This is a genomic window from Pseudazoarcus sp. NS20 (assembly GCF_059703745.1).
This window is the reverse complement of record NZ_BAAKIY010000004.1, coordinates 183,644-203,256: the sequence shown is the minus strand read 5'-3', so window position 1 is coordinate 203,256 and position 19,613 is coordinate 183,644. Positions and strand designations below refer to the sequence as shown.

At 62.7% G+C, this 19,613-nt stretch carries 17 protein-coding genes; all 17 read left to right on the top strand.

Annotated elements, in window-relative coordinates; all coding sequences use genetic code 11:
• Window positions 1-22: 22 nt before the first annotated feature.
• Complete coding sequence (locus AC6H0W_RS12705; RefSeq protein WP_497577550.1) at window positions 23-973, top strand: class I SAM-dependent methyltransferase; 951 nt, start codon at window positions 23-25, stop codon at window positions 971-973.
• Between the two features lie 131 nt (window positions 974-1,104).
• Window positions 1,105-2,085, top strand: a complete 981-nt coding sequence (locus AC6H0W_RS12700) for a UDP-glucuronic acid decarboxylase family protein (RefSeq protein WP_497577549.1) — start codon at window positions 1,105-1,107, stop codon at window positions 2,083-2,085.
• A 58-nt stretch (window positions 2,086-2,143) separates the two neighbouring features.
• Window positions 2,144-2,992, top strand: coding sequence for a nitroreductase family protein (locus AC6H0W_RS12695; protein WP_497577548.1), 849 nt, complete (start codon window positions 2,144-2,146; stop codon window positions 2,990-2,992).
• A gap of 57 nt (window positions 2,993-3,049) precedes the next feature.
• A complete protein-coding gene (locus AC6H0W_RS12690) occupies window positions 3,050-4,396 on the top strand; it encodes a polysaccharide pyruvyl transferase family protein (RefSeq protein ID WP_497577547.1) in 1,347 nt (448 codons plus the stop codon).
• 5 nt (window positions 4,397-4,401) lie between these two features.
• Complete coding sequence (locus AC6H0W_RS12685) at window positions 4,402-5,631, top strand: capsular polysaccharide export protein, LipB/KpsS family (protein ID WP_497577546.1); 1,230 nt, start codon at window positions 4,402-4,404, stop codon at window positions 5,629-5,631.
• A 20-nt stretch (window positions 5,632-5,651) separates the two neighbouring features.
• The gene (locus AC6H0W_RS12680) at window positions 5,652-6,116 is read left to right on the top strand and encodes an adenylyltransferase/cytidyltransferase family protein (protein ID WP_497577545.1); all 465 of its coding nucleotides are present in this window, start codon (window positions 5,652-5,654) and stop codon (window positions 6,114-6,116) included.
• Between the two features lie 3 nt (window positions 6,117-6,119).
• Window positions 6,120-7,415: a CDP-glycerol glycerophosphotransferase family protein gene (locus tag AC6H0W_RS12675; protein WP_497577544.1), complete on the top strand. Its 1,296-nt coding sequence runs from the start codon at window positions 6,120-6,122 to the stop codon at window positions 7,413-7,415.
• Window positions 7,412-10,825 carry a glycosyltransferase gene (locus AC6H0W_RS12670; RefSeq protein ID WP_497577543.1) on the top strand — a complete coding sequence of 1,138 codons (3,414 nt, stop codon included), beginning with the start codon at window positions 7,412-7,414 and terminating at the stop codon, window positions 10,823-10,825. Before AC6H0W_RS12675 ends, AC6H0W_RS12670 begins: the two co-directional genes overlap by 4 nt.
• Window positions 10,826-11,186: 361 nt before the next feature.
• Window positions 11,187-12,818 (top strand): flagellin N-terminal helical domain-containing protein, encoded by a 1,632-nt coding sequence (locus AC6H0W_RS12665; protein WP_497577542.1) that lies wholly within the window; start codon window positions 11,187-11,189, stop codon window positions 12,816-12,818.
• A 215-nt stretch (window positions 12,819-13,033) separates the two neighbouring features.
• On the top strand, window positions 13,034-14,671 hold the full coding sequence (locus tag AC6H0W_RS12660; protein WP_497577541.1) for a flagellin N-terminal helical domain-containing protein: 1,638 nt from the start codon (window positions 13,034-13,036) through the stop codon (window positions 14,669-14,671).
• Between the two features lie 77 nt (window positions 14,672-14,748).
• Window positions 14,749-15,117 carry a flagellar protein FlaG gene (locus AC6H0W_RS12655; RefSeq protein ID WP_497577540.1) on the top strand — a complete coding sequence of 123 codons (369 nt, stop codon included), beginning with the start codon at window positions 14,749-14,751 and terminating at the stop codon, window positions 15,115-15,117.
• 17 nt (window positions 15,118-15,134) lie between these two features.
• Complete coding sequence (fliD, locus tag AC6H0W_RS12650) at window positions 15,135-16,538, top strand: flagellar filament capping protein FliD (protein WP_497577539.1); 1,404 nt, start codon at window positions 15,135-15,137, stop codon at window positions 16,536-16,538.
• A gap of 16 nt (window positions 16,539-16,554) precedes the next feature.
• A complete protein-coding gene (gene fliS, locus AC6H0W_RS12645; RefSeq protein ID WP_497577538.1) occupies window positions 16,555-16,956 on the top strand; it encodes a flagellar export chaperone FliS in 402 nt (133 codons plus the stop codon).
• 8 nt (window positions 16,957-16,964) lie between these two features.
• The gene (locus AC6H0W_RS12640) at window positions 16,965-17,285 is read left to right on the top strand and encodes a flagellar protein FliT (protein ID WP_497577537.1); all 321 of its coding nucleotides are present in this window, start codon (window positions 16,965-16,967) and stop codon (window positions 17,283-17,285) included.
• A gap of 40 nt (window positions 17,286-17,325) precedes the next feature.
• A complete protein-coding gene (fliK, locus tag AC6H0W_RS12635; protein ID WP_497577536.1) occupies window positions 17,326-18,447 on the top strand; it encodes a flagellar hook-length control protein FliK in 1,122 nt (373 codons plus the stop codon).
• Window positions 18,437-18,754, top strand: a complete 318-nt coding sequence (locus AC6H0W_RS12630; protein ID WP_497577535.1) for an EscU/YscU/HrcU family type III secretion system export apparatus switch protein — start codon at window positions 18,437-18,439, stop codon at window positions 18,752-18,754. Before fliK ends, AC6H0W_RS12630 begins: the two co-directional genes overlap by 11 nt.
• A gap of 34 nt (window positions 18,755-18,788) precedes the next feature.
• Window positions 18,789-19,577, top strand: coding sequence for a flagellar brake protein (locus AC6H0W_RS12625; protein ID WP_497577534.1), 789 nt, complete (start codon window positions 18,789-18,791; stop codon window positions 19,575-19,577).
• Window positions 19,578-19,613: the final 36 nt, after the last annotated feature.

The window sequence follows — 19,613 nt, the reverse complement described above, 5'->3', positions numbered from 1 at the left end:
CCCCTGCCGCCCGGAGATCGCGATGACTGAAGCCACACCGACACCGTCTTGTACGTTCTGCCAGAGCAGAGCAGCCTTCGTCTATGCGCTGAACGAGCACCCCATTTATCGCTGCACGGGTTGCGGCACCATCACGACCCACCCCAAACCTTCCGCCAAAGCGCTTCATCAGTTTTACCAGGGCTTCCGCTTCCAGGGCTGGATCCAGAATTACACGCTGGTGAACACGCCGCTGACGAAACGATGGATGGAAGCGCTGGCGGCCCCCTCCTCCCGCATGCTCGATTTCGGCGGCGGAGGCGGGTTTTACGCCAAGGCATTTGAGGACTGCGGGCTGGGCGAGGCCACGTACGTCGACATCGATTACGAAGCGTGTCGCTTCGCCAGAAGCCAGCTGAAACTCGACCGTGTCATCAATGGCTCCCTCGATGCACTGGCTAAATCGCCCGAGCCGACATTCGATCTGATCATCTGCCGACACGTCATCGAACACCTTCTTGAACCCTCTATTGCCATCCATCGTCTGATCGACCTTCTAGCACCGGGCGGTTCCTTGATACTGTCCTGCCCCAACGGGGTGTCCAAGGAAGGTTTGCTATATCCAGCCTACTGGCGAAAATTTGTCACGCCGTTGCGCGACTCGAACGGCTGGTCATCCGCCAAGGCCCTGTGGTGCAGTCTGACCGGGGATTTTGGCTGGGGCATGGATCCACCGAGACACCTCTGGGCCATTTCTCCCAAAGCCCTGCACGCAACCTTGAGCGCGCGAAGCGACATCCGGTTCACGCTGAAAACGGCTCCGCTGAGCGATCCACTGTATTCCCCTTATTATTCGAGCCCATCCCGCACCGGAAAACATCGCGACCGCCTTGCTTCACTGTTGTTCGGGCGATTGTTCAATGGCATGCATCTGATCGCTGAAATACAACGAACACCGGGAGCCGGCGAAAAGCGTTCGGGGGCCCCAGCATGAATCTGCCCATCCATCCGTTTGAGCCTAGCGTTGTGATCCAGAGGCCGTGCGCGGCCCCACCATCGGTACAGCTCGCTCAGGAAAGCTTTCTCGTCGGCATCGACCGCCTGCTCTAGACACAGAAGACACCCATGAGACAGTACACACCCCGCAAACGCATCCTGGTAACCGGCGGCGCCGGCTTCCTGGGCTCACATCTCATTGATCGCCTTCTTGAGCGCGGCGATGAAGTGGTGTGCGTCGACAACCTCTTCACCGGCACCAAGCAGAACATCGAGCACCTCCACACGCACCCTCGATTCGAATTCATCCGGCATGACGTGACCTTCCCGCTCTACATCGAGGTAGACCGGATCTACAACCTGGCCTGCCCGGCCAGCCCGATCCACTACCAGTACGATCCCGTTCAGACCACCAAGACCAGCGTGCACGGTGCGATCAACATGCTCGGCCTCGCCAAGCGGCTGCGGGCCCGCATCTTCCAGGCCAGCACGAGCGAGGTGTATGGCGACCCGGCAATCCACCCTCAGCCCGAAAGCTACTGGGGCAACGTCAACCCGATCGGCCCGCGCAGTTGCTACGACGAAGGGAAGCGATGCGCGGAAACCCTGTTTTTCGACTACCACCGCCAGCACGGGCTGGACATCAGGGTCGCGCGAATCTTCAACACCTACGGCCCGCGCATGCACCCCAACGACGGCCGGGTCGTCAGCAACTTCATCGTTCAGGCCCTCAATGGCGAAGACATCACGCTGTACGGTGACGGGCAACAGACCCGCAGCTTCTGCTTCGTGGATGAGTTGATCGAAGCCATACTGCGCTTCATGGATCTGCCCGGCGGTGAGGACGGTCGCCCCGGCTTCCCTGGCCCCATCAACCTGGGCAACCCTCACGAATTCACCATCCGCCAGTTGGCGGAACTCGTCATTGAACTGACCGGCTCGAATTCCCGGCTGGTGTTCCGCCCCCTGCCCGGAGACGACCCCAGGCAGCGCAAACCCGACATTTCGCTGGCGAAAAGCATGCTCGACTGGGAACCCGGCATTCAACTGAAAGCCGGGCTGCAGAAAACCATCGACTACTTCGAGACGACGCTACGCGCCGAGCCGTAAGCTTCCGACTTTTCCAGTCGCTGAACGCCAGCGTCACCCAACGACACGAGAACAAGCCATGCAAACCGACGACGCAGGCAACATCGCCCCCAACGGGCCACGAGTCGCCGCACTCCGGGACGTCATCCTCCATCGACGCTCGGTTCGCCAGTTTTCAAGCGTCCCCATCGCCGACGAAGACCTGCAGGACATCCTGCAGGCCGGCACGCATGCACCCAGCGGCTCCAACGCACAGAACCAGCGTTTCCTGCTGATCACCGACCCCGACGAACTGGCCCGCATCGGCACCATCCGCTTTGTCTGGCCCTACCCCAACGCCGGCAAAATACGTGACTCGAAGCCCACCGGACTCATCGGTGGCGCTCAGGCCGCGATCATCGTCTTCGCCGACGCTGCCCTGTCAGACTTCCGCGACAATGGCGAATACCATGTGTGGGAGGCCCTCGAAATCCAGAACTGCGCGGCCTCCATGCAGAACATGCTGCTCATGGCCACGGCCCTCGGCATCGGCAGTTGCTGGATTTCCGCAAACGCGGCCATGTCACGCACGCGCCTCCTTTCCGGGCAAAACTGGCGGCAGACGCTGGCGGACTACGACATCCCGCATACCTGCAAGATCCAGGGCATCGTCATTCTCGGCCATCCGCGCAGCCGCCTGAGCGACGCGGGTTTTCCGGTGGGCGAGAAAGAGCATGGCGCCAGCATCTGGAGCAGTACCGCGCGCGGCCCGCTCGAGCATTACCTGATCACGAAGCGGGAAACGGGACACGACACCCAGCCGCCGGGCCGCCTTCGCCGCCTTGCACTAGCAACGCTGGCCTGCCTGATGAACATCACTCTGTCCGCGACGCGGGCCATCGACCGCCTGATCCTGCGCCTTGAAACCCCGTTCATTTCCAGACGCTGATCCGGCGCCCCACGCAATGCATGCCCCCACTCCACGCCCAGCTCAGACAAGACAACGTTGATCGCACGCATCCTGCTCCTCCTGTCCCGCCTTTTCGGACGCGCCCCGGCCATCAGCCTGCGCTCCAAGTTCCCCCGCGAAATCGTCGTGGTCGGCGGCTACGGCTATGGCAATACCGGGGACGAGGCCCAGCTCGGGGCCAATCTCTCGCGCTGGAACCAACTGGCAGACCAGGCTGAATTGCTGGTGCTGTCCCCCAACCCCCGATATACCCGCGAACACCACCACTGCCGATCCGGCTATGCATCGCGCGTCGTGTTCTTTGCTTCAGACCGGTCGATGCATTACATCCGGTCGAGCCAGCGCTTCCGGCTGACGTTCTGGCTGGTCTTGCTGCGCCTCGAACTCAGCGCCCAGCTTCTGCGTGCCGGGCTGCCCCCGCTGTTTGCGTCGGCCGCCGAAACCAAGCTGCTGTGCATTCTGCAGAATGCCTCGCTGCTGCACGTCTCCGGCGGCGGCTTTCTTACCGGACCAACCCGCAGCCGGCTGTGGGACACCTGTCTGCTACTGCGTCTCTGCCACCGGCTGGGCACGCCGTGCATACTCACCGGGCAGACCATAGGGCTCTTCGAGAATGCAGCCGACCAGTGGTTGGCGCGCGGGGCCTTGCAGGGAGCACGCCTCATCACGCTGCGCGACCCCGAAGAGTCGGCACAGGAAATTCAGCAACTGGGCATCGCCGGCGATCACGTCGTCTCGACCTTCGACGACGCACTGTTCTGCGACAAATCCGATGCCGCAACACTTGCATCCACCCTGCTCCGCCACGGCATGCGCACCGACGAGCCCTATCTGACCGTCAATTACCACTGGTGGGGCATGTCGGCCAACATGCAGGCCCGTTCAGCCGAACGCCTGGCCGAGGCGCTGACCCTCATCCGGGCACAGCACGGCTTCAGACTCATGCTTGTCCCGATGGTGCCCAGTGACGTGGAAGCCTTGCGCTCCCTCGCCGTCCACCTGCCGGAAGACAGTTACGCCATTCTCGATTACGCCTATGAATACCCTTTGGTGCGCGCCGTCATTGCAGGCTCCACCGCCTTGATTTCCTTCAAGCACCATCCGGTGATCTTTGCCCTCGGCGAATCGGTGCCCTGCATTTCCCTGTCTGTCGACAAGTACTACGACCGCAAGAACGCCGGCGCGATGGGCAATTTCGGCCAGCAGGCCTTCTCCCTCGGGCATGACGACTTCTTCGGCGAAGCTTTCACTCACTCCATTGCGAAACTGCTTGCCCAACGCGACACCATCGCCCGGGACATCGGCGCACGACTCGCCACCGCTCGTGCGCAACAAGACAGCCTGTTCAACCGGATCCGGCAAGTCGCCGGCCTGAAGGGTTGAACGCCATGGATTTTCCCGCCCGCCGCCCGAGGGTACTCATCCCCAACCCTTACCTGCTGTGGTTCGAGATCGAGGAAGAGACACTGGTGACGGCGCTGGCCGGACGGGACATCGAGGCCGTGCTAATTCCGCTCCCTCCCGACGGAATGCCCTGCGGGAACCACCTGCGGCACCCATTGCTGGAGGACGCCGCCCGCTACCTGCTGGCCATCGAAAACGAAAACGACACGCTGGAGGACATTCCGGATCTCGCGGAAAAAACCGCCGCCGCCCATGACCGGCTTGCCGCGGCGTACCGCCATTACCGCGCCCTTCTGGAAGAAAGCCCGGCTGAGCTGGTGCTAATCGTTCAAGGCATCGAACCCAACAATGCCGCATTGCGGGCTGCGGCCATCGACCTCGACCTTCCCCTGCTGGCGCTGGAGAACACGTCCTGGCAGCGCCGCATGATCTGGGACAACGTCAGCGGCACGCCTACCATCCAGAATCTCGCACTTAACCACTACACCCGCTTCAAGGGGCGTTTTGCGGACAGCGTGTACCGGCAGTTCGTGCAGGACTATTTCGCCGACATCCGCGCACGCAAGTCACCCGAGCATCAGACGCCGGAACATACGATGCCGGCCATCGGTGAAAAACCCATGGTGCTTTTCCTGGCCCAGGTGCTGACAGACTCCAGCCTGCTCTTCAACACCGGCAGATGGAAAACCCCGCTCGACATGATGGCCGCAACGGCCCGATGGTGTGCCGACAATGGCCACCGGCTGGTCATCAAGTTGCACCCGAAGGAACATGCAGGCGCGGATCCGATCTTCAACCGCCCCTACGACCGCCTGACCTTCCGCAAGATCAGCGAGGCCCCCGAGCTGCGCGCGGCACTCGCCGCCTGCGATGCACTCATCGACAGCGAAAACGTCTACGACACCATGGCTCTGATCGGCGCGGCCTCCATCGTCGTGACCATGAATTCGCAGGCCGGCCTGGAGGCCGCCATGCTCGGAAAGCCGGTGATCCTCGGCAAGGACGCCCTGTACGGAAACCTTGGCTTCACCCTCGACGGCAGCCATCCGGACGCCCTGCGCCGCAGCCTTCAAGATGCACGGCACTGGATTCCCAACGCCAGCGCACAGGAGTTCGGTTATATTTTTTTCCAGCATTACTGCGTCGAGCGCTGCGCCGACGGCGTGGCCGACCTGATTGCCCGGCAGCCGAGCATGTCCGGCACGCCGGACTGATGCCCACAAGGAGCATGGATGTGAGTGACAAGGTGGTTCTTACCTATGGAACATTCGATCTGTTCCATATCGGCCATCTCAACCTGCTGCGCCGCCTCCGGCAACTCGGCGACCGCCTCCTGGTCGGCGTCTCGACCGACGATTTCTGCAGGCTGAAAGGCAAGCAGCCGATCATGCCGTTTGCCGACCGGGCCGAAATCGTGCGCTCGCTACGCTGCGTCGATGGCGTGTTCCCCGAAGAAAACTGGGAGCAGAAGGTGCCGGACATCCGCCAGCACGGCGTTTCCATCTTCGGCATGGGCAACGACTGGCAAGGTCGGTTCGACGACTTGCAGGCGCACTGCGAGGTGATTTACCTGCCTCGCACCGAAGGGGTGTCGAGCACCCACATCCGCAACACGCTCAAAGTGCTGGACCCCACGCACGTGCGTGAGCTCAAGCAGGCCCTCGACCTCATTTCGTCCATCGTCGAGCGCTTCGACTGACGCATGCTGACCGAGCGCACATTCTTTCTGCTGCATCTGCTCTGGCGGCTGGCTGATTGGCTGACGCCGAAAAGACCGGACTACTGGGCGTTTGCCACCCACCACCTGCACACCGACCGCTTCATCGAGAACCAGCGCGCCGTGTTCGAGCACGTGAAAGCAGACCCCACGCTGTACAAAATCATCTTTTACCGTGGCGCCACTCCCGACCTGGCCATTGAGGGCGCGGTGAATCATGAAGTCGTGCGCCACGGCTCAATACGCGGCCTGTTCTTGCTGGCGCGATGCAAAGTGGTGTTCCTCACCCACTCCATCGCCATGGACTATTCACTGCGCTGGGGCGGAGGGCGCTTCAGCGTGCTCAAGCTTGCGCTCCGCTCACGCTGCGTGGTCAATCTGTGGCACGGCATCCCGCTCAAGCGACTGCTGCATGCAGCCAACGAGAAAGCCTTCCGCCATACCGACCGCGTACCCTACCGCGCGCAGGAACGACATGGCTACGCCGGGTTGATTGCCTCTTCGGACATCGACAGCTATGCCATGAGCGCCATGTTCTACCCGCTCAACTATCGCCAGGTGTGGGTCACGGGGCTGCCGCGCAACGACTTCCTGTCGCACCCTGAGGAAACCCTGCCGGAATACATAAGAACATCGCTATCGCGCATCCGGGAATTTCGCCAAGGCAAGCGTCTGGTTGTGTACGCGCCGACCTACCGGCAAACCGAGCTGGCCGACGGGGCCTGCTATTACAGCTTCACCGATGCAGAAATCGAACGGCTCAAGGCAGCTCTCACGCAGCACAACGCCATCCTCGCTTATCGCCCACACTACTTCCGCAATGGCGGCGTCGGCTTCAATCTGGACCAGTTCATCGATCATGAACTCATCTTCAACGCCTCGCAGGCAGCCATCCCCGAGTTCTCGGCGCTGGCACGCGAGCTGGATGTACTGGTGACGGACTATTCCAGCGTCTACATCGAAGCCGTTTACCTGAGCAAACCCGTCGTCTGCTTCGGCTACGACATCGACCATTACCGCGAGCAGGAAGACGGCTTGCTGTACGACATGGAGTTGGCTTTCCCCGGCCCTGTCGTTCGCACGTTCGACGATTTGCTGAACGGCATCACCACCTGTCTGCAGATGACGCCGGGCAGCACCCGACAGCATCAGCAAACGGCTCAAAACCTGTTCTTCCGCTACCACGACGGGCGCAATGCCGAACGTGTTGTGCAGTGCGTACGCCAATACATCGGATCGCCCGCCGCGCGACCGACCCCGCCCAGCGACCGGACCCTATGACCGACATTACTGCCTCGCCCCCTCGGCACCCTTACTACATCCATGCGCCGGATTTTCGCGACAGCTCGGCCGGCGTACGCGTACTGCACCACCTGTGCCACAAGCTCAGGCTGCTTGGCGCAGAGGCATATCTGGCAGGCGCAAACCGCTTCGACCCCAAGCTGGACACGCCAGCCCTGACGGCAAGTGTCCTCCAACGGCACCGGCAAGCCGACGTCATTCCGATCGCGGTCTACCCAGAAATCGTGAGCGGAAATCCGCTGAATGCGAAGGTGTGCGTGCGCTACATGCTGAACAAGGAAGGCGTGCTGAATGGCAACCTCATGCATGCCGGTGCCGACGATCTGTTCTTTTACTATTCACCGGCCTTCACGCCAGAGCTGGGAATGGCGGTCGACTATTTGCGCCTTAGCACCTACGACCTCGACCTGTTCAGTCACAACCTGGACACGCCCAAAACAGGCCCACTGCTCTATCTCAACCGGATCCCGCCAGAGGCCATCGACTTCTCGGCTCTCCCCGAGAACATCGAAATACTCTCCAACCGGAGTCCGCTCCCGCTTCCCGAGTTGGCACAAAAACTCCAGGCGGCAACCGTGCTGTACAGCTTCGAGAGCTCCGGCACCTGCACACTGGCAATGCTGTGCGGCTGCCCCGTCGTCGTCCAAACACACCCGGACTACAAGACGCTGGGATTTTCACCGCAAACCTTGTCACCCTACGGCGGTGGCGGCTACACGCTGGAAGACTCTCCTCACGCGATCGAGACAGCCCGCAAAACGCTCCCTCGCTACAGGGCGGCGGTCGTCGCGCATCAGAACAACATCCAGGAGGAACTGGAAACCTTCGTCCGCAAAACGCAGGCCGCAGCGAATGGCTTGCCGAGCAATGCCAAAACACACGCGCCGACTCCGTCCGCCTTGTTTGGCGCACCACTTCAATCCGACTCAGTACATCTGAGCGTAGCGATCATGGGCTCGGGCCAAAGCCCCCTTGTCGCCACGTCGGACAGCCTGGCGGCGCAGCTACGCCGAGCAGACCACGTGGCCTTGATAGTGGAGGACGGTCCGCCTGCCGACGCGCAATTGCATGCGCTCTGCGCTTCCCCGGGCTCACGGCCTGCATGGGTGGCGCTTGTCGACAACGGAGACGTGCTGCGCCCCGACGCGCTCGCCTGCCTCGCCATCACATGCAGCCGCGATCCGCACCTGACCTGGCTTCACTCCGATGCCGATGTTGCCCGCGAGACGCAATCGCCCGAACGGATATATCCGCCCGACGCCAGTCAGCGCCTGCTGCGCGCCGGCTTCGCATTACCGGGCATCATCGCAGTGCGGGTAGATACCCTCTCCCGCACGCTGCAGGATGCGGGCGGGCTAAGCGCAGCCAACTGGCGCCAGGCACTGCCTTATCTGCTGCTGCACGGTCACGCACGTTCCAGCGTGAGCCATATTCCGGAGTCACTGCTGACACACCCACGCATGCCCGACGGGCATCCGGACCTGCTTCAGCCCCCTCAGAGGAACAGCGATCTGAGCGCCGACGGAACGCCGCTGGTCTCCGTCCTCATCCCGTCGCGAGATCAACTCCCTGCGCTGCAGCGCTGCCTCACGAGTCTGTTCGAACACACGCCAGACGTTCATTTCGAAATCATCATTGCAGCACACGAAACACACGATGCCGATGCACAAACGTTCCTCGCCGATCTGCCCGCTGCCGCCCCGGGCCGCATTGAGGTCCTCAACGTGCGCGGCGCCTTCAATTTCAGCCAGCTCATAAACCAGGCGGCGGCGCACGCCAAAGGCCGCTTCCTGCTGTTGCTCAACAACGACACCGCCGCGCTGCACCCCGAGTGGCTGCCCTGCATGCTCAGCGAGTTGGACGACCCTGCGGTCGGCATCGTTGCGCCGCGCCTGCTGTTTCCGGACGGCCGCGTACAACATGCCGGCGCCGTGCTCGGTCTGGGCGGTGCGGCTGATTTTCCCTGGGTGGGCGCTCCGATGGACGAGCCCGGCCCCTTCGGTCTGCTGACGCGAACCCGAGAGGTATCCGCCGTAAGCGGCGCCGCACTGATGATCCGGCGCGAGGTGTTCACTGCACTGGACGGCCTAGACGAACGGTACGCCATCGCCTTTGGCGACTTTGATCTATGCCTGCGTGCCCGCCAAGCAGGCCACCTCTGCATCTGGACGCCCGAAGCTTCGCTGCTGCATGAAGCCGGCCAGTCACTCAAGACCTTCTTCGCCACGCCCGAAACCGCCGCGCCTGCACAAGCCGCATTCAACGCCGCGCGCACGCTGTTCCTGCAAACCTGGCTACCTGTACTGGGGCAAGACCCGCACTGGAACCGCAACCTGTCGCTCAGTTCGAAACGCGGCGATGCCGAACGAGACGACGCACTGCAGATTTTCCCCGTGCAGGCTCCTGCGGGGCCGCGCGTACTCGCTCTGCCGGCGGACGAGGCCGGCTCCGGTCACTACAGAGTGATCACGCCGGCCCGCGCGGCCATGCGCCAAGGGTTTGCGGCCACGCGCGTGGCGCCCGGTTACCCCGTGCCGGTCCAGCTTTCCCGACTGGGCATCGAAACCTTGTTCTCCCAACGACAAGTCGACGACAACCACCTCGAAGCCCTGACGAATCTGCGCACACTCATGCCCGGACTGCGCATCGTCATGGATTTCGACGACCTGCTGACGCATGTCCCCCAACACAGCCTGCACGCGCTCAACGTGTGGCCGGACATCGCCCGCCGCGTCGCAGCCGCATGCAAGCTGTCTGACTGCATCACGGTCTCAACCGAACCTCTGGCTCAGCGCATGCGCCACTATCACGACGATGTGCACGTGGTTCCCAACGGCATCGACCCGGCCATGTGGCAAGGCTTGCCGGCCGTGCAAGGCAAGCCCTCGAAACTGCGCGTGGGCTGGGCAGGCGGAATCAGCCATGCCGGCGATCTCGCTCAAATCCGCAAAGTGGTGGCGGAGTTGGCAGACGAAGTGGAGTGGGTGTTCTTCGGCATGTGCCTCGAAGACATCCAGGCTCATCTCACCGAATTCCACCACGGCGTTCCCTTCGCGGACTACCCCGCAAAGCTCGCTTCGCTCGGGCTGGATCTGGCGATTGCCCCGCTGGAGGCCAACGCCTTCAATGACTGCAAGAGCAATCTGCGCCTGCTCGAGTACGGCGCACTGGGGATTCCGGTGATCGCCACTGACGCGGTGCCGTATCGCTGCGGGCTGCCGGTGACGCTGCTGCAGAACTCCCCCGGAAAATGGGTGCGAACCATTCGTGAGCGCATCGGTGAGCACGCTGCGCTGCGCGAAGAAGGTGACCGGCTGCGTCGGGCGGTGCTTAAAGACTGGACTCAGGAAACGATGCTGCCACGCTGGGTCGACGCCTGGAAAAAGTAGGCTGCGCGCGTCGCTGGCGCTGCGCTACGTGAGAACAACGCCCGTTCCCGCCACTCGGCCGGAACGGGCGTTTTACATGGCGGCATATCCCCCACGGCGGAGGCTGTGCGGCAGGCCGAAGCAACGCGTTTTGCGTGCCGGCTTTGCCGCATCGAGGGAGTTACCGGCAAAGCTTGCAGATCGCACGGCAAAGATTGCCGAAACCCCGTCAAAAAAAGCACAAAACACCTTCAAAACAGCACTTTGAAAATCTGGCACGCATCTCGCTTAGGTAGGCCACGAAGGCTCGGAGGTCGGCATCAAGGCGATCCACACCAAGCCGACCCGAGCAACCTCCGAACCCTTTGCAAGGAGATGCAGCATGTCACAGGTAATCAATACCAACATTGCGTCGCTCAACGCGCAACGCAACCTGAACAATTCAGCCAGTTCGCTGAACACGTCGCTGCAGCGCCTCTCCTCCGGCCTGCGCATCAACAGCGCCAAGGACGATGCCGCCGGCTTGGCGATCTCCGAGCGCTTCACCGCGCAGATCCGCGGTCTCGACCAAGCCCGCCGCAACGCCAACGACGGCATCTCGCTGTCGCAGACTGCCGAAGCTGCGCTGCAATCGTCAGGCGACATCCTCCAGCGCATTCGTGAATTGGCCATCCAATCGGCCAACGCCACCAACTCCGCTGGCGACCGCGCGGCGCTGAACGCCGAAGTGCAACAGCTCACGCAAGAATTGCAGCGCATTGCCACCACGTCCGAGTTCAACGGCCAGAAACTGCTGGATGGATCGTTCTCTTCGGCCTCGTTCCAGGTCGGTGCCAACGCCAACCAGACGATTACCGCAACCTCGGGCAACTTCCAGATCAACTCGTACGGCAACTTCCGTATCGGCGGTCTGGCAACGTCGTCCAACACGCCGAACGGCGTGGGTGATCTGGTGGTTGGCTCCACTGCCGCCGGCCAGCTCGCCACGGCGGTTACCGGCAACAGTTCGGGGATTGCCGGTGACACCGTGACGATCTCCAGCAGCCTCGGTTCGAAAGACATTACCTACGCTGCCGGCGCCAGCGCCGAAGACATCGCCGCCAAGATCAATCAGGCTGAAACCGGCGTACGTGCCAGCGCGATCAACGCCTTCGTGCTCGGCGCCGACGACGCCGCCAGCACGGCGCAGTTCCAGCAAGGCGCGAGCTACACCTTCCATCTGGCCACCGACACCACGGACGGCCAGAACCCAGCCTCGTACACCACGGTGTCCTTCACCATCGGCGGCTCGGCCTCGGGTGTTGCAGCCGCCTCGGCCAGCCATCTCAGCACCGCCGTGCAGGCCTTCAACGATGTGTCGGGCCGCACCGGCTTCGTCGCGAAGATCGTCGAGACCGACAACGGCAACCTGGGCATCCAGCTGGTCAGCGAGGCCGGCAAGGATCTGCGCATCACCAACGATTCGGCTGCCGGCAACGACGTTACGATCGAAGACATGTCGGTGCTGGATGGCGACACTACCACCGCCAGCACCCTGGCCCAGACGGTAGCGGCACAGGGCAACGCCAACGCCTGGGGGGGTGCCAACTCAGTGTGGATCACCGGGCAGGTGATTCTCGATTCCGACCGTTCGTTCTCGATCACCACCAACAACACGGACCTGCTGTTGGCCGCGGGCACCGCAGGCGGTCAGTTGCAAGCTGTCGAAAGCCTGGACGTGAGCACGGTCGAAGCCTCCAACCGCACTCTGGCACTGGTGGATTCGGCACTGGCTGCGGTAACCAGCCAACGCGCGCGCTACGGCGCCCTGCAGTCGCGCTTCGAAAACACCATCTCGAACCTGCAGGCCACTTCGGAAAACCTGTCGGCCTCCCGTTCGCGCATCCGCGATGCGGACTTCGCGGCAGAGACGGCCAACCTGACGCGCGCGCAGATTCTGCAACAGGCCGGCACTGCGATGCTGGCACAGGCCAACCAGTTGCCGCAGCGCGTGCTGCAGCTTCTGCAGGGCTAAGCGCCAGCTCCGGCAAACCCGCCGGACAAGCAAAGAGGGGCAACCGGCAACGGTTGCCCCTCTTTCATTTGCGCCGGCATTTCGAACCGGCAAAATCTGCCTAAAGTTTTTCTGGACTTTTCCGTTAATGGATACAAGAGCGCCACTAGCTCGATGCCAGACTCCTTCCGGAACCCGCTGGCGCCCTTGTTAGAAACTGAATCCAGGAGAACATGATGGCACAGATGATCAACACCAACGTTGCCTCTTTGAATGCGCAACGCCAACTGAACAACTCGGCGGGTTCGCTCGCCACCTCGCTGCAGCGCCTGTCATCGGGCCTGCGCATCAACAGCGCCAAGGACGACGCTGCCGGCCTGCAGATCTCCGAGCGTTTCACCGCCCAGATCCGCGGTCTCGACCAAGCCCGCCGCAACGCCAACGACGGCATCTCGCTGTCGCAGACCGCTGAAAGCGGCCTGCAGTCTTCCGGCGACATCCTGCAGCGTATCCGCGAACTGGCTGTCCAGTCCGCCAACGCCACCAACTCTTCCGGTGACCGCGCCGCGCTGAACTCTGAAGTGCAGCAGCTCACGCAAGAACTGCAGCGTATCGCCACCAACACCGAATTCAACGGCCAGAAGCTGCTCGACGGCTCCTTCACGTCGGCCACCTTCCAGGTCGGCGCAAACGCCAACCAGACCATTACCGCATCTTCGGGCAACTTCCAGACCAACGCCTACGGCAACTACCGTATTGGCGGCCTGGCCACCTCCTCCTCCACCCCGAACGGCGTGGGTGACCTGGTGGTCGGCTCGACTGCTGACGCCACGCTGACGCAGGCTGGCACCGATGCCAACACGTCGGTGATCGTAGGCCAGACCATCACCATCACCAGCAGCCTGGGCACCAAGGACATCACCTACAACGACAGCATCAGCGCCGAACAAATCGCAGCGAAGATCAACCAGGCCGAAACCGGCGTGCGCGCTTCGGCGATCACCCAAGTGGTGCTGGGCGCTGACGACGCAACGGGTGAGGCAGGGGCCAACTTCAAGCAGGACACCAGCTACACTTTCCTGCTCGCTAGCCAGACCGACTCGGGTGACCCGGACGCCTGGACCACCGTGTCGTTCAGCATTGGCGGCAGTGCCTCGGGCAGCGCCGCCAATCAGGCCAGCCACCTCAACGCCGCCGTGCAGGCCTTCAACGACGTTTCAGGAAAGACCGGTTTCACGGCCAAAATCGTCGAAACCGATGGCGGTCAATTCGGCCTGCTGCTCACCAGCGAGACCGGCAAGGATCTGCGCATCGTCAACGACTCAGCGGCAGATAACGACATTGCTCTCGAAGACATGACCGTGCTCGACGGCGACGACACCACCGACAGCACCATGTCGACCACGCTGACCGCAGCCGATAACGCCAACGCCTGGACGGTCGCCAGCGGTACGTGGATCACCGGGCAGGTCATCCTCGACTCGGATCGCTCCTTCACGCTGACCACCGAGAACGACACCGACATCACCACCGCCACCGGCACCTTCGGCGCCCAGCTGCAGGAGATGGACAAGGTCGACATCTCGACGGTAGAGGCGGCCACCCGCACCCTCGCTCTGGTGGATTCGGCCCTGGCAGCGGTCAACTCGCAACGTGCTCGCTACGGCGCCCTGCAGTCGCGCTTCGAAAGCACCATCTCGAACCTGCAGGCCACGTCCGAGAACCTGTCGGCCTCGCGTTCGCGGATTCGTGATGCGGACTTCGCAGCAGAAACGGCAAACCTCACGCGGGCACAGATCTTGCAACAGGCCGGTGTGGCGATGCTGTCTCAAGCGAATGCCCTGCCCAATAACGTGCTGAGCCTCCTCCGCTAAAATCGGATAGGCTTGCCAAATAGCGGCGCGGGCAGGCAATTGCTGGTCCGCGCCGCACGTATTGGAGGTGTCGTGAAATGAGCATGCAACCTGTTGCACCGAACACGGCAAACTTGTCGAGCTACGTCTCGGGATCCGCAATCAACGCAGGGCGCGCCGACATCGGCGCATCTTTGCCGGCCGACAACAACCGGCCTGTTGCGGCCCCCTCGACCATGCCTGACCCCGCCGAAATACGTGCGGCTCTGGAAGACGTTCGCAGCGCCATTCAGCCAGTCGCCAGCGAGTTGAGCTTTTCGCTCGACGAAGACAGCGGACGCGTTCTTTTGAGAGTCATCGACCGGAATACCGATGAGGTCATCCGGCAAATCCCCTCGGAGGAACTGCTTCGCATCTCGAAGGCACTGGACCGTTTCCAGGGGCTGTTCCTGAACAAGGAAGCCTGAATACGCAGGAGAGCATCATGGCAATTTCCGTAGGTGGTGTCGGGTCCGGGCTGCGCGTCGACGAACTGGTGCAGCAATTGATGACCTTCGAGGCGCGCCCGCTGGCGCAACTCGAAGCCAAGGGCAAGGGTTACGAAGCACAGCTCTCTGCCTACGGACTGCTCAAGTCGTCGTTGAGCCTGCTGCAAAGCGCATCCAACGGGCTGCGCACCGCAAGCACCTTCAACTCGATGCGGGCAACGTCCAGCAATACCGACGTGTTCACTGCAACGGCAACCAAAGATGCAGCCAAAGGCTCGCACTCCATCGAAGTCCTGCAGATTGCGCAAGGCCAGCGGCTCGTCACCAACGAGACCGCTGCGCCGAGCGTGGCTGCCGGCAGTCTAACCATCCAGTTCGGCACGTATGCGTACGACGCCAATGACAATGCAACCGGCTTCACATCCTCTGAATCCGTCACTATCGACCTAGAAGAAGGCAGTTCGCTTGAAGACTTGCGTGATGCCATCAACGCACGCAACACCGAGGTACGCGCCACCGTCATCAACAATGGCGAGGCCAAGCAACTGATTCTTTCGGGCACCAAGGAAGGTGCAGCACAGGGTTTCACGATCGAAGGCACCGGTGGCCTTGCCGGCTTCAGCTACAACGCCGCCAACCCTGGCTCCAACACGCTCGAATCGATCGAGACGGCGCAGAACGCACTCGTCAAGATCGATGGCGTGACCGTTTCCCGCGCCGGCAACACCATCACGGATGCCATTGATGGCGTCACGCTGAACCTGCTCAAAGCGGGGGAAGATCGCATGTCGCTGCGCATCGCAGGCGATACCGCCGCGGCCAAGACAGCCATCGAAACCTTCGTGAAAGCCTACAACGACGTCACCACCACCCTGCGCACACTCACCAACTATGACGTGGAAGGAGAGCAAGCTTCGGTGCTCACCGGCGACGCCACCGCGCGCGGCATCCAGACGCAGTTGCGCAACGCTCTGGGGGCCATGATGGGCGACAACGACGGCGGGGTGCGCTCCCTCTCGCAGCTCGGCATCTCCTTCACGAAGGACGGCACTCTCACCATCGACAACACGGTGCTCGACCGTAATCTGAACAACCCCGACAGCAAGGTCGCCGAGTTCTTCACCGGTGCCGATGGCACCTCCGGCTTTGCCAACCTGCTGTCGAACCGCCTTGGCGACATGCTCAACACTGGCGGCACCCTCGACACCCGCCAGGCCGGCATCAATGCCTCCATCAAAGGCCTGGCACGCCAGCAAGAATCACTGTTGCTGAGACTTGAATCGGTCGAAACGCGTTACCGTAATCAGTTCAACGCGCTCGATTCGATGCTGGCCAACATGCAGCAAACCAGCACGTTTCTGCAACAACAGCTTGCAGGGCTCGCAGCCCTGAACGGCTAACGGCAAGGAAACCAAAATGTTCGGAGCCTCCACCAACCGCGCCGCGGCTTACTCCAGAGTCGGCGTTGAAACCGGCGTTCCGGCCGCCACGCCGCATCAGCTCATCCTGATGCTGTTCGATGGTGCCATTCTGTCGCTCACCTCCGCCATTGCCGCGCTCGACCGCAATGATGTCGCGGCCAAAGGGCAAGCGCTGTCGAAAGCCATCGAGATCATCGCCAACGGCCTCGATGCCGGGCTCGACCCGGAAGCCGGCGGCGAGATCGCACAGCGTCTTGCCGCCCTGTACGAGTACATGACGCACCGCCTGCTGTACGCCAACCTGCACAACAGCCGCGAAGCCATCGAGGAAGTGCTCGAGCTGCTCACCGGCTTGCGCGAAAGCTGGCGCGCCATCGCGCCCGCGAACGAAGGCTGAGGCACGTCATGAGCGATGCAAACACCCGCTTCGAAGCCATGGCTGATCTCTCGGCTCGCATGGTTGCCGCTGCGCGCGCAAACGACTGGGATCTGCTGGCCGAACTCGAACAACAACTGGGCGAACTGCGCACGGCGCAACAAGCCGCCCCCGAGCAGACGCTCGACACCGCCACCGTCAACCGTCGCCTTGCCTTGATCAAGCAGATGCAAGCCGACCAGGCACTGGTGCTCGAGCACGTTCAACCGTGGATGGACAGCACGCGCAAGCTGCTCTCCAGCCAGTCGAAGAGCCGCGCCGTGAACAAGGCGTATTCGGCCGGCTTCTGAAGCGCGACCCACCGGTCGCCTCTGATCCGCAGGAGGCAACGTGATTCCCACTGACCTTGCCGCCCGCCTGCGCATGCTCGCCGAAGCGAGTTTTTTCGACAGCGAACCGCCCGTTCAAGGCCCTGCCCGTGTCCGTGAAATCCAGGCGCGGCTGCCGCAACTCCTGCCGGGCCAGCAATTCAGCGCACACATCACGCGCGCCTTGCCCGACAACACCTTTCAGGCTGTTGTCGCCGGCCGCACCTACACCCTCGCACTCAATCAACCCGCCAAACAAGGCGACACGCTGGAACTGGTCGTCACCCGGCAAACGCCCTCCGCGGTCTTTGCGCGCCCCGTGGGCGAAGCGGCCGAAAATGCGGCAAACCAGCAAGCCGCTGCCCGCCCCAACCTGAGCGCCACCGGCCGCCTGATCAGCTTCCTGCTCACGGGCCAGCCTGCGCCGCAGCCAGCCGCCTTGGCCAGCGGCAAACCACTGCTGGATGCGCCGCCCAGCAATGCCACTCAACTCGCACCGGCCTTGCGTCAGGCACTGACACAGAGCGGCCTGTTCTACGAAAGCCATCAGGCGAAATGGATTTCCGGGCGCATGAGCACGGAGGCCCTGCAGGGTGAGCCGCAGGGCAAACAAGTCCCGCTACCGCCCGGCACGCCCTCGACGACGGCGCAGGCGCCGCGTGTTGGCCCCAATCCCATGGCCGCGGCATCGCCCGCACCCGATCAGGCCGATGCGCGCATCGAGCGTGGCGCAGCCGAAAGCGCCGCTGGCGGCGCGCGCATGACGGCCGTCGCAGAGCGCCTGATGCCCCTCGTTCACCAACAACTCGACGCCATGGCCACCCAGCAGCATGTACTGCATGGTCAGGCCTGGCCCGGGCAGCATTTCGAATGGGAAATCGACGACCCACGCGGCGAAGGCGAAGCACAGAACGGTGGGCAGCCGGAAGAGTGGAACTCCACCCTGCGCCTGAGCATGCCGCGACTCGGGCAGATCGAAGCCAGGCTGAACCTCACCGCCGCAGGCGTGGCCATCCGGCTGGTGTCACATGACGAAGCCGTAGCCAGCCGCCTCAGCGCGGGCATGGAGCGCCTGGATGCCGCACTGGCGGCAGCCGACGTACCACTCACCGGCTTCGCCAGCGAGGTGCGCGATGCAGGATGACGCCCCCGCCAACATCCGGCCGCCGGACGAAGCCGTCGCGCTGACCTACGCCTCCGGCGATGCCGCGCCGCGGGTTGTCGCCAAGGGCCGTGGCTTGCTCGCGCAGGAGATCATCGAGCGCGCGCGTGAAGCCGGGGTGTATGTGCATGAGTCACCGGAGCTTGTCGGCTTGCTGATGCAGGTGGACTTGGATGAACACATCCCCCCGCAACTCTACGTCGCGATCGCGGAATTGCTGGCCTGGCTGTACTCCATCGAACAAGGCGCATCGACCACGGCCGGCCCGCCTGTCAGCCGGCCCGCCTGATAGAATTCACGCACCTTTCATTGCTGCTCAGCGCATGACCAATTCGAACACTTCCGGCGCCAGCGCAGGCGGACTGCTCAACCCTGCACTGCACCCCGAGCTGATGCTCCGCAACCCGGCGGAAATCTTCACCACGCTGCGGCGCGCGCATGATGCCCGGGTGCTCGTCAATGTGTACCTCGACCGCGGCCAGAACGGTTTTGTCAGCGCTCTGCTGGACATCAGCAAAGAAGCCCTCGTACTCGATCTCAGCCCCGACGAATGGGTCAATGAACGCGCGCGCGCTGCAAGCAGCCTGATCTGCGCGACCCAACTGGATGGCGTGCGCATTCAATTCGAGCTGCCCGGCGTAACCCAAACCACGCACGAAGGGCGCACAGCACTCAAAGCACCGCTGCCTGAAGAGATGCTGCGCCTGCAGCGCCGCGACACCTACAGGCTGAGCGTTCCGCAACACAGCCGCATCGACTGCGTGATCTACCTGCCCTACACCGATCCACAACAGCAATCGAGCAAATCCATCGAGATCAAACCACGTGTCCTCGATGTCAGCGCAGAGGGCGTGGCCCTGCTGTTTCCAACGCCTGAACACCCCGTAACGGTCGGTACGCTGTTCGTCGACAGCACGCTGGTCGTGCCCGAGGCCGACAGCGTGAAGCTGACCTTGCGCGTGCAGAACATCCAGCACGTCACCCTGCCCAACGGCACGCAGAACCTGCGCGTGGGGTGCCAGATGCTTTCCCCGCCCAATCGCTTCGTCACCCAGCTGCAACGCTTCATGTTCAAGATCGAGCGCGAGCGCAGGTTGCTCGAAAGCGACTGACTTTCAGGGCTGCAGCACTCCCCCCAGCTTTCCGAC

Bases quoted from the DNA above. Each gene is read 5' to 3' on its own strand.
- AC6H0W_RS12705 (WP_497577550.1), top strand. From the start codon at position 23: ATGACTGAAGCCACACCGACACCGTCTTGTACGTTCTGCCAGAGCAGA.
- AC6H0W_RS12700 (WP_497577549.1), top strand. From the start codon at position 1,105: ATGAGACAGTACACACCCCGCAAACGCATCCTGGTAACCGGCGGCGCC.
- AC6H0W_RS12695 (WP_497577548.1), top strand. From the start codon at position 2,144: ATGCAAACCGACGACGCAGGCAACATCGCCCCCAACGGGCCACGAGTC.
- AC6H0W_RS12685 (WP_497577546.1), top strand. From the start codon at position 4,402: ATGGATTTTCCCGCCCGCCGCCCGAGGGTACTCATCCCCAACCCTTAC.
- AC6H0W_RS12675 (WP_497577544.1), top strand. From the start codon at position 6,120: ATGCTGACCGAGCGCACATTCTTTCTGCTGCATCTGCTCTGGCGGCTG.
- AC6H0W_RS12670 (WP_497577543.1), top strand. From the start codon at position 7,412: ATGACCGACATTACTGCCTCGCCCCCTCGGCACCCTTACTACATCCAT.
- AC6H0W_RS12665 (WP_497577542.1), top strand. From the start codon at position 11,187: ATGTCACAGGTAATCAATACCAACATTGCGTCGCTCAACGCGCAACGC.
- AC6H0W_RS12660 (WP_497577541.1), top strand. From the start codon at position 13,034: ATGGCACAGATGATCAACACCAACGTTGCCTCTTTGAATGCGCAACGC.
- AC6H0W_RS12655 (WP_497577540.1), top strand. From the start codon at position 14,749: ATGAGCATGCAACCTGTTGCACCGAACACGGCAAACTTGTCGAGCTAC.
- fliD (WP_497577539.1), top strand. From the start codon at position 15,135: ATGGCAATTTCCGTAGGTGGTGTCGGGTCCGGGCTGCGCGTCGACGAA.
- fliS (WP_497577538.1), top strand. From the start codon at position 16,555: ATGTTCGGAGCCTCCACCAACCGCGCCGCGGCTTACTCCAGAGTCGGC.
- AC6H0W_RS12640 (WP_497577537.1), top strand. From the start codon at position 16,965: ATGAGCGATGCAAACACCCGCTTCGAAGCCATGGCTGATCTCTCGGCT.
- AC6H0W_RS12630 (WP_497577535.1), top strand. From the start codon at position 18,437: ATGCAGGATGACGCCCCCGCCAACATCCGGCCGCCGGACGAAGCCGTC.
- AC6H0W_RS12625 (WP_497577534.1), top strand. From the start codon at position 18,789: ATGACCAATTCGAACACTTCCGGCGCCAGCGCAGGCGGACTGCTCAAC.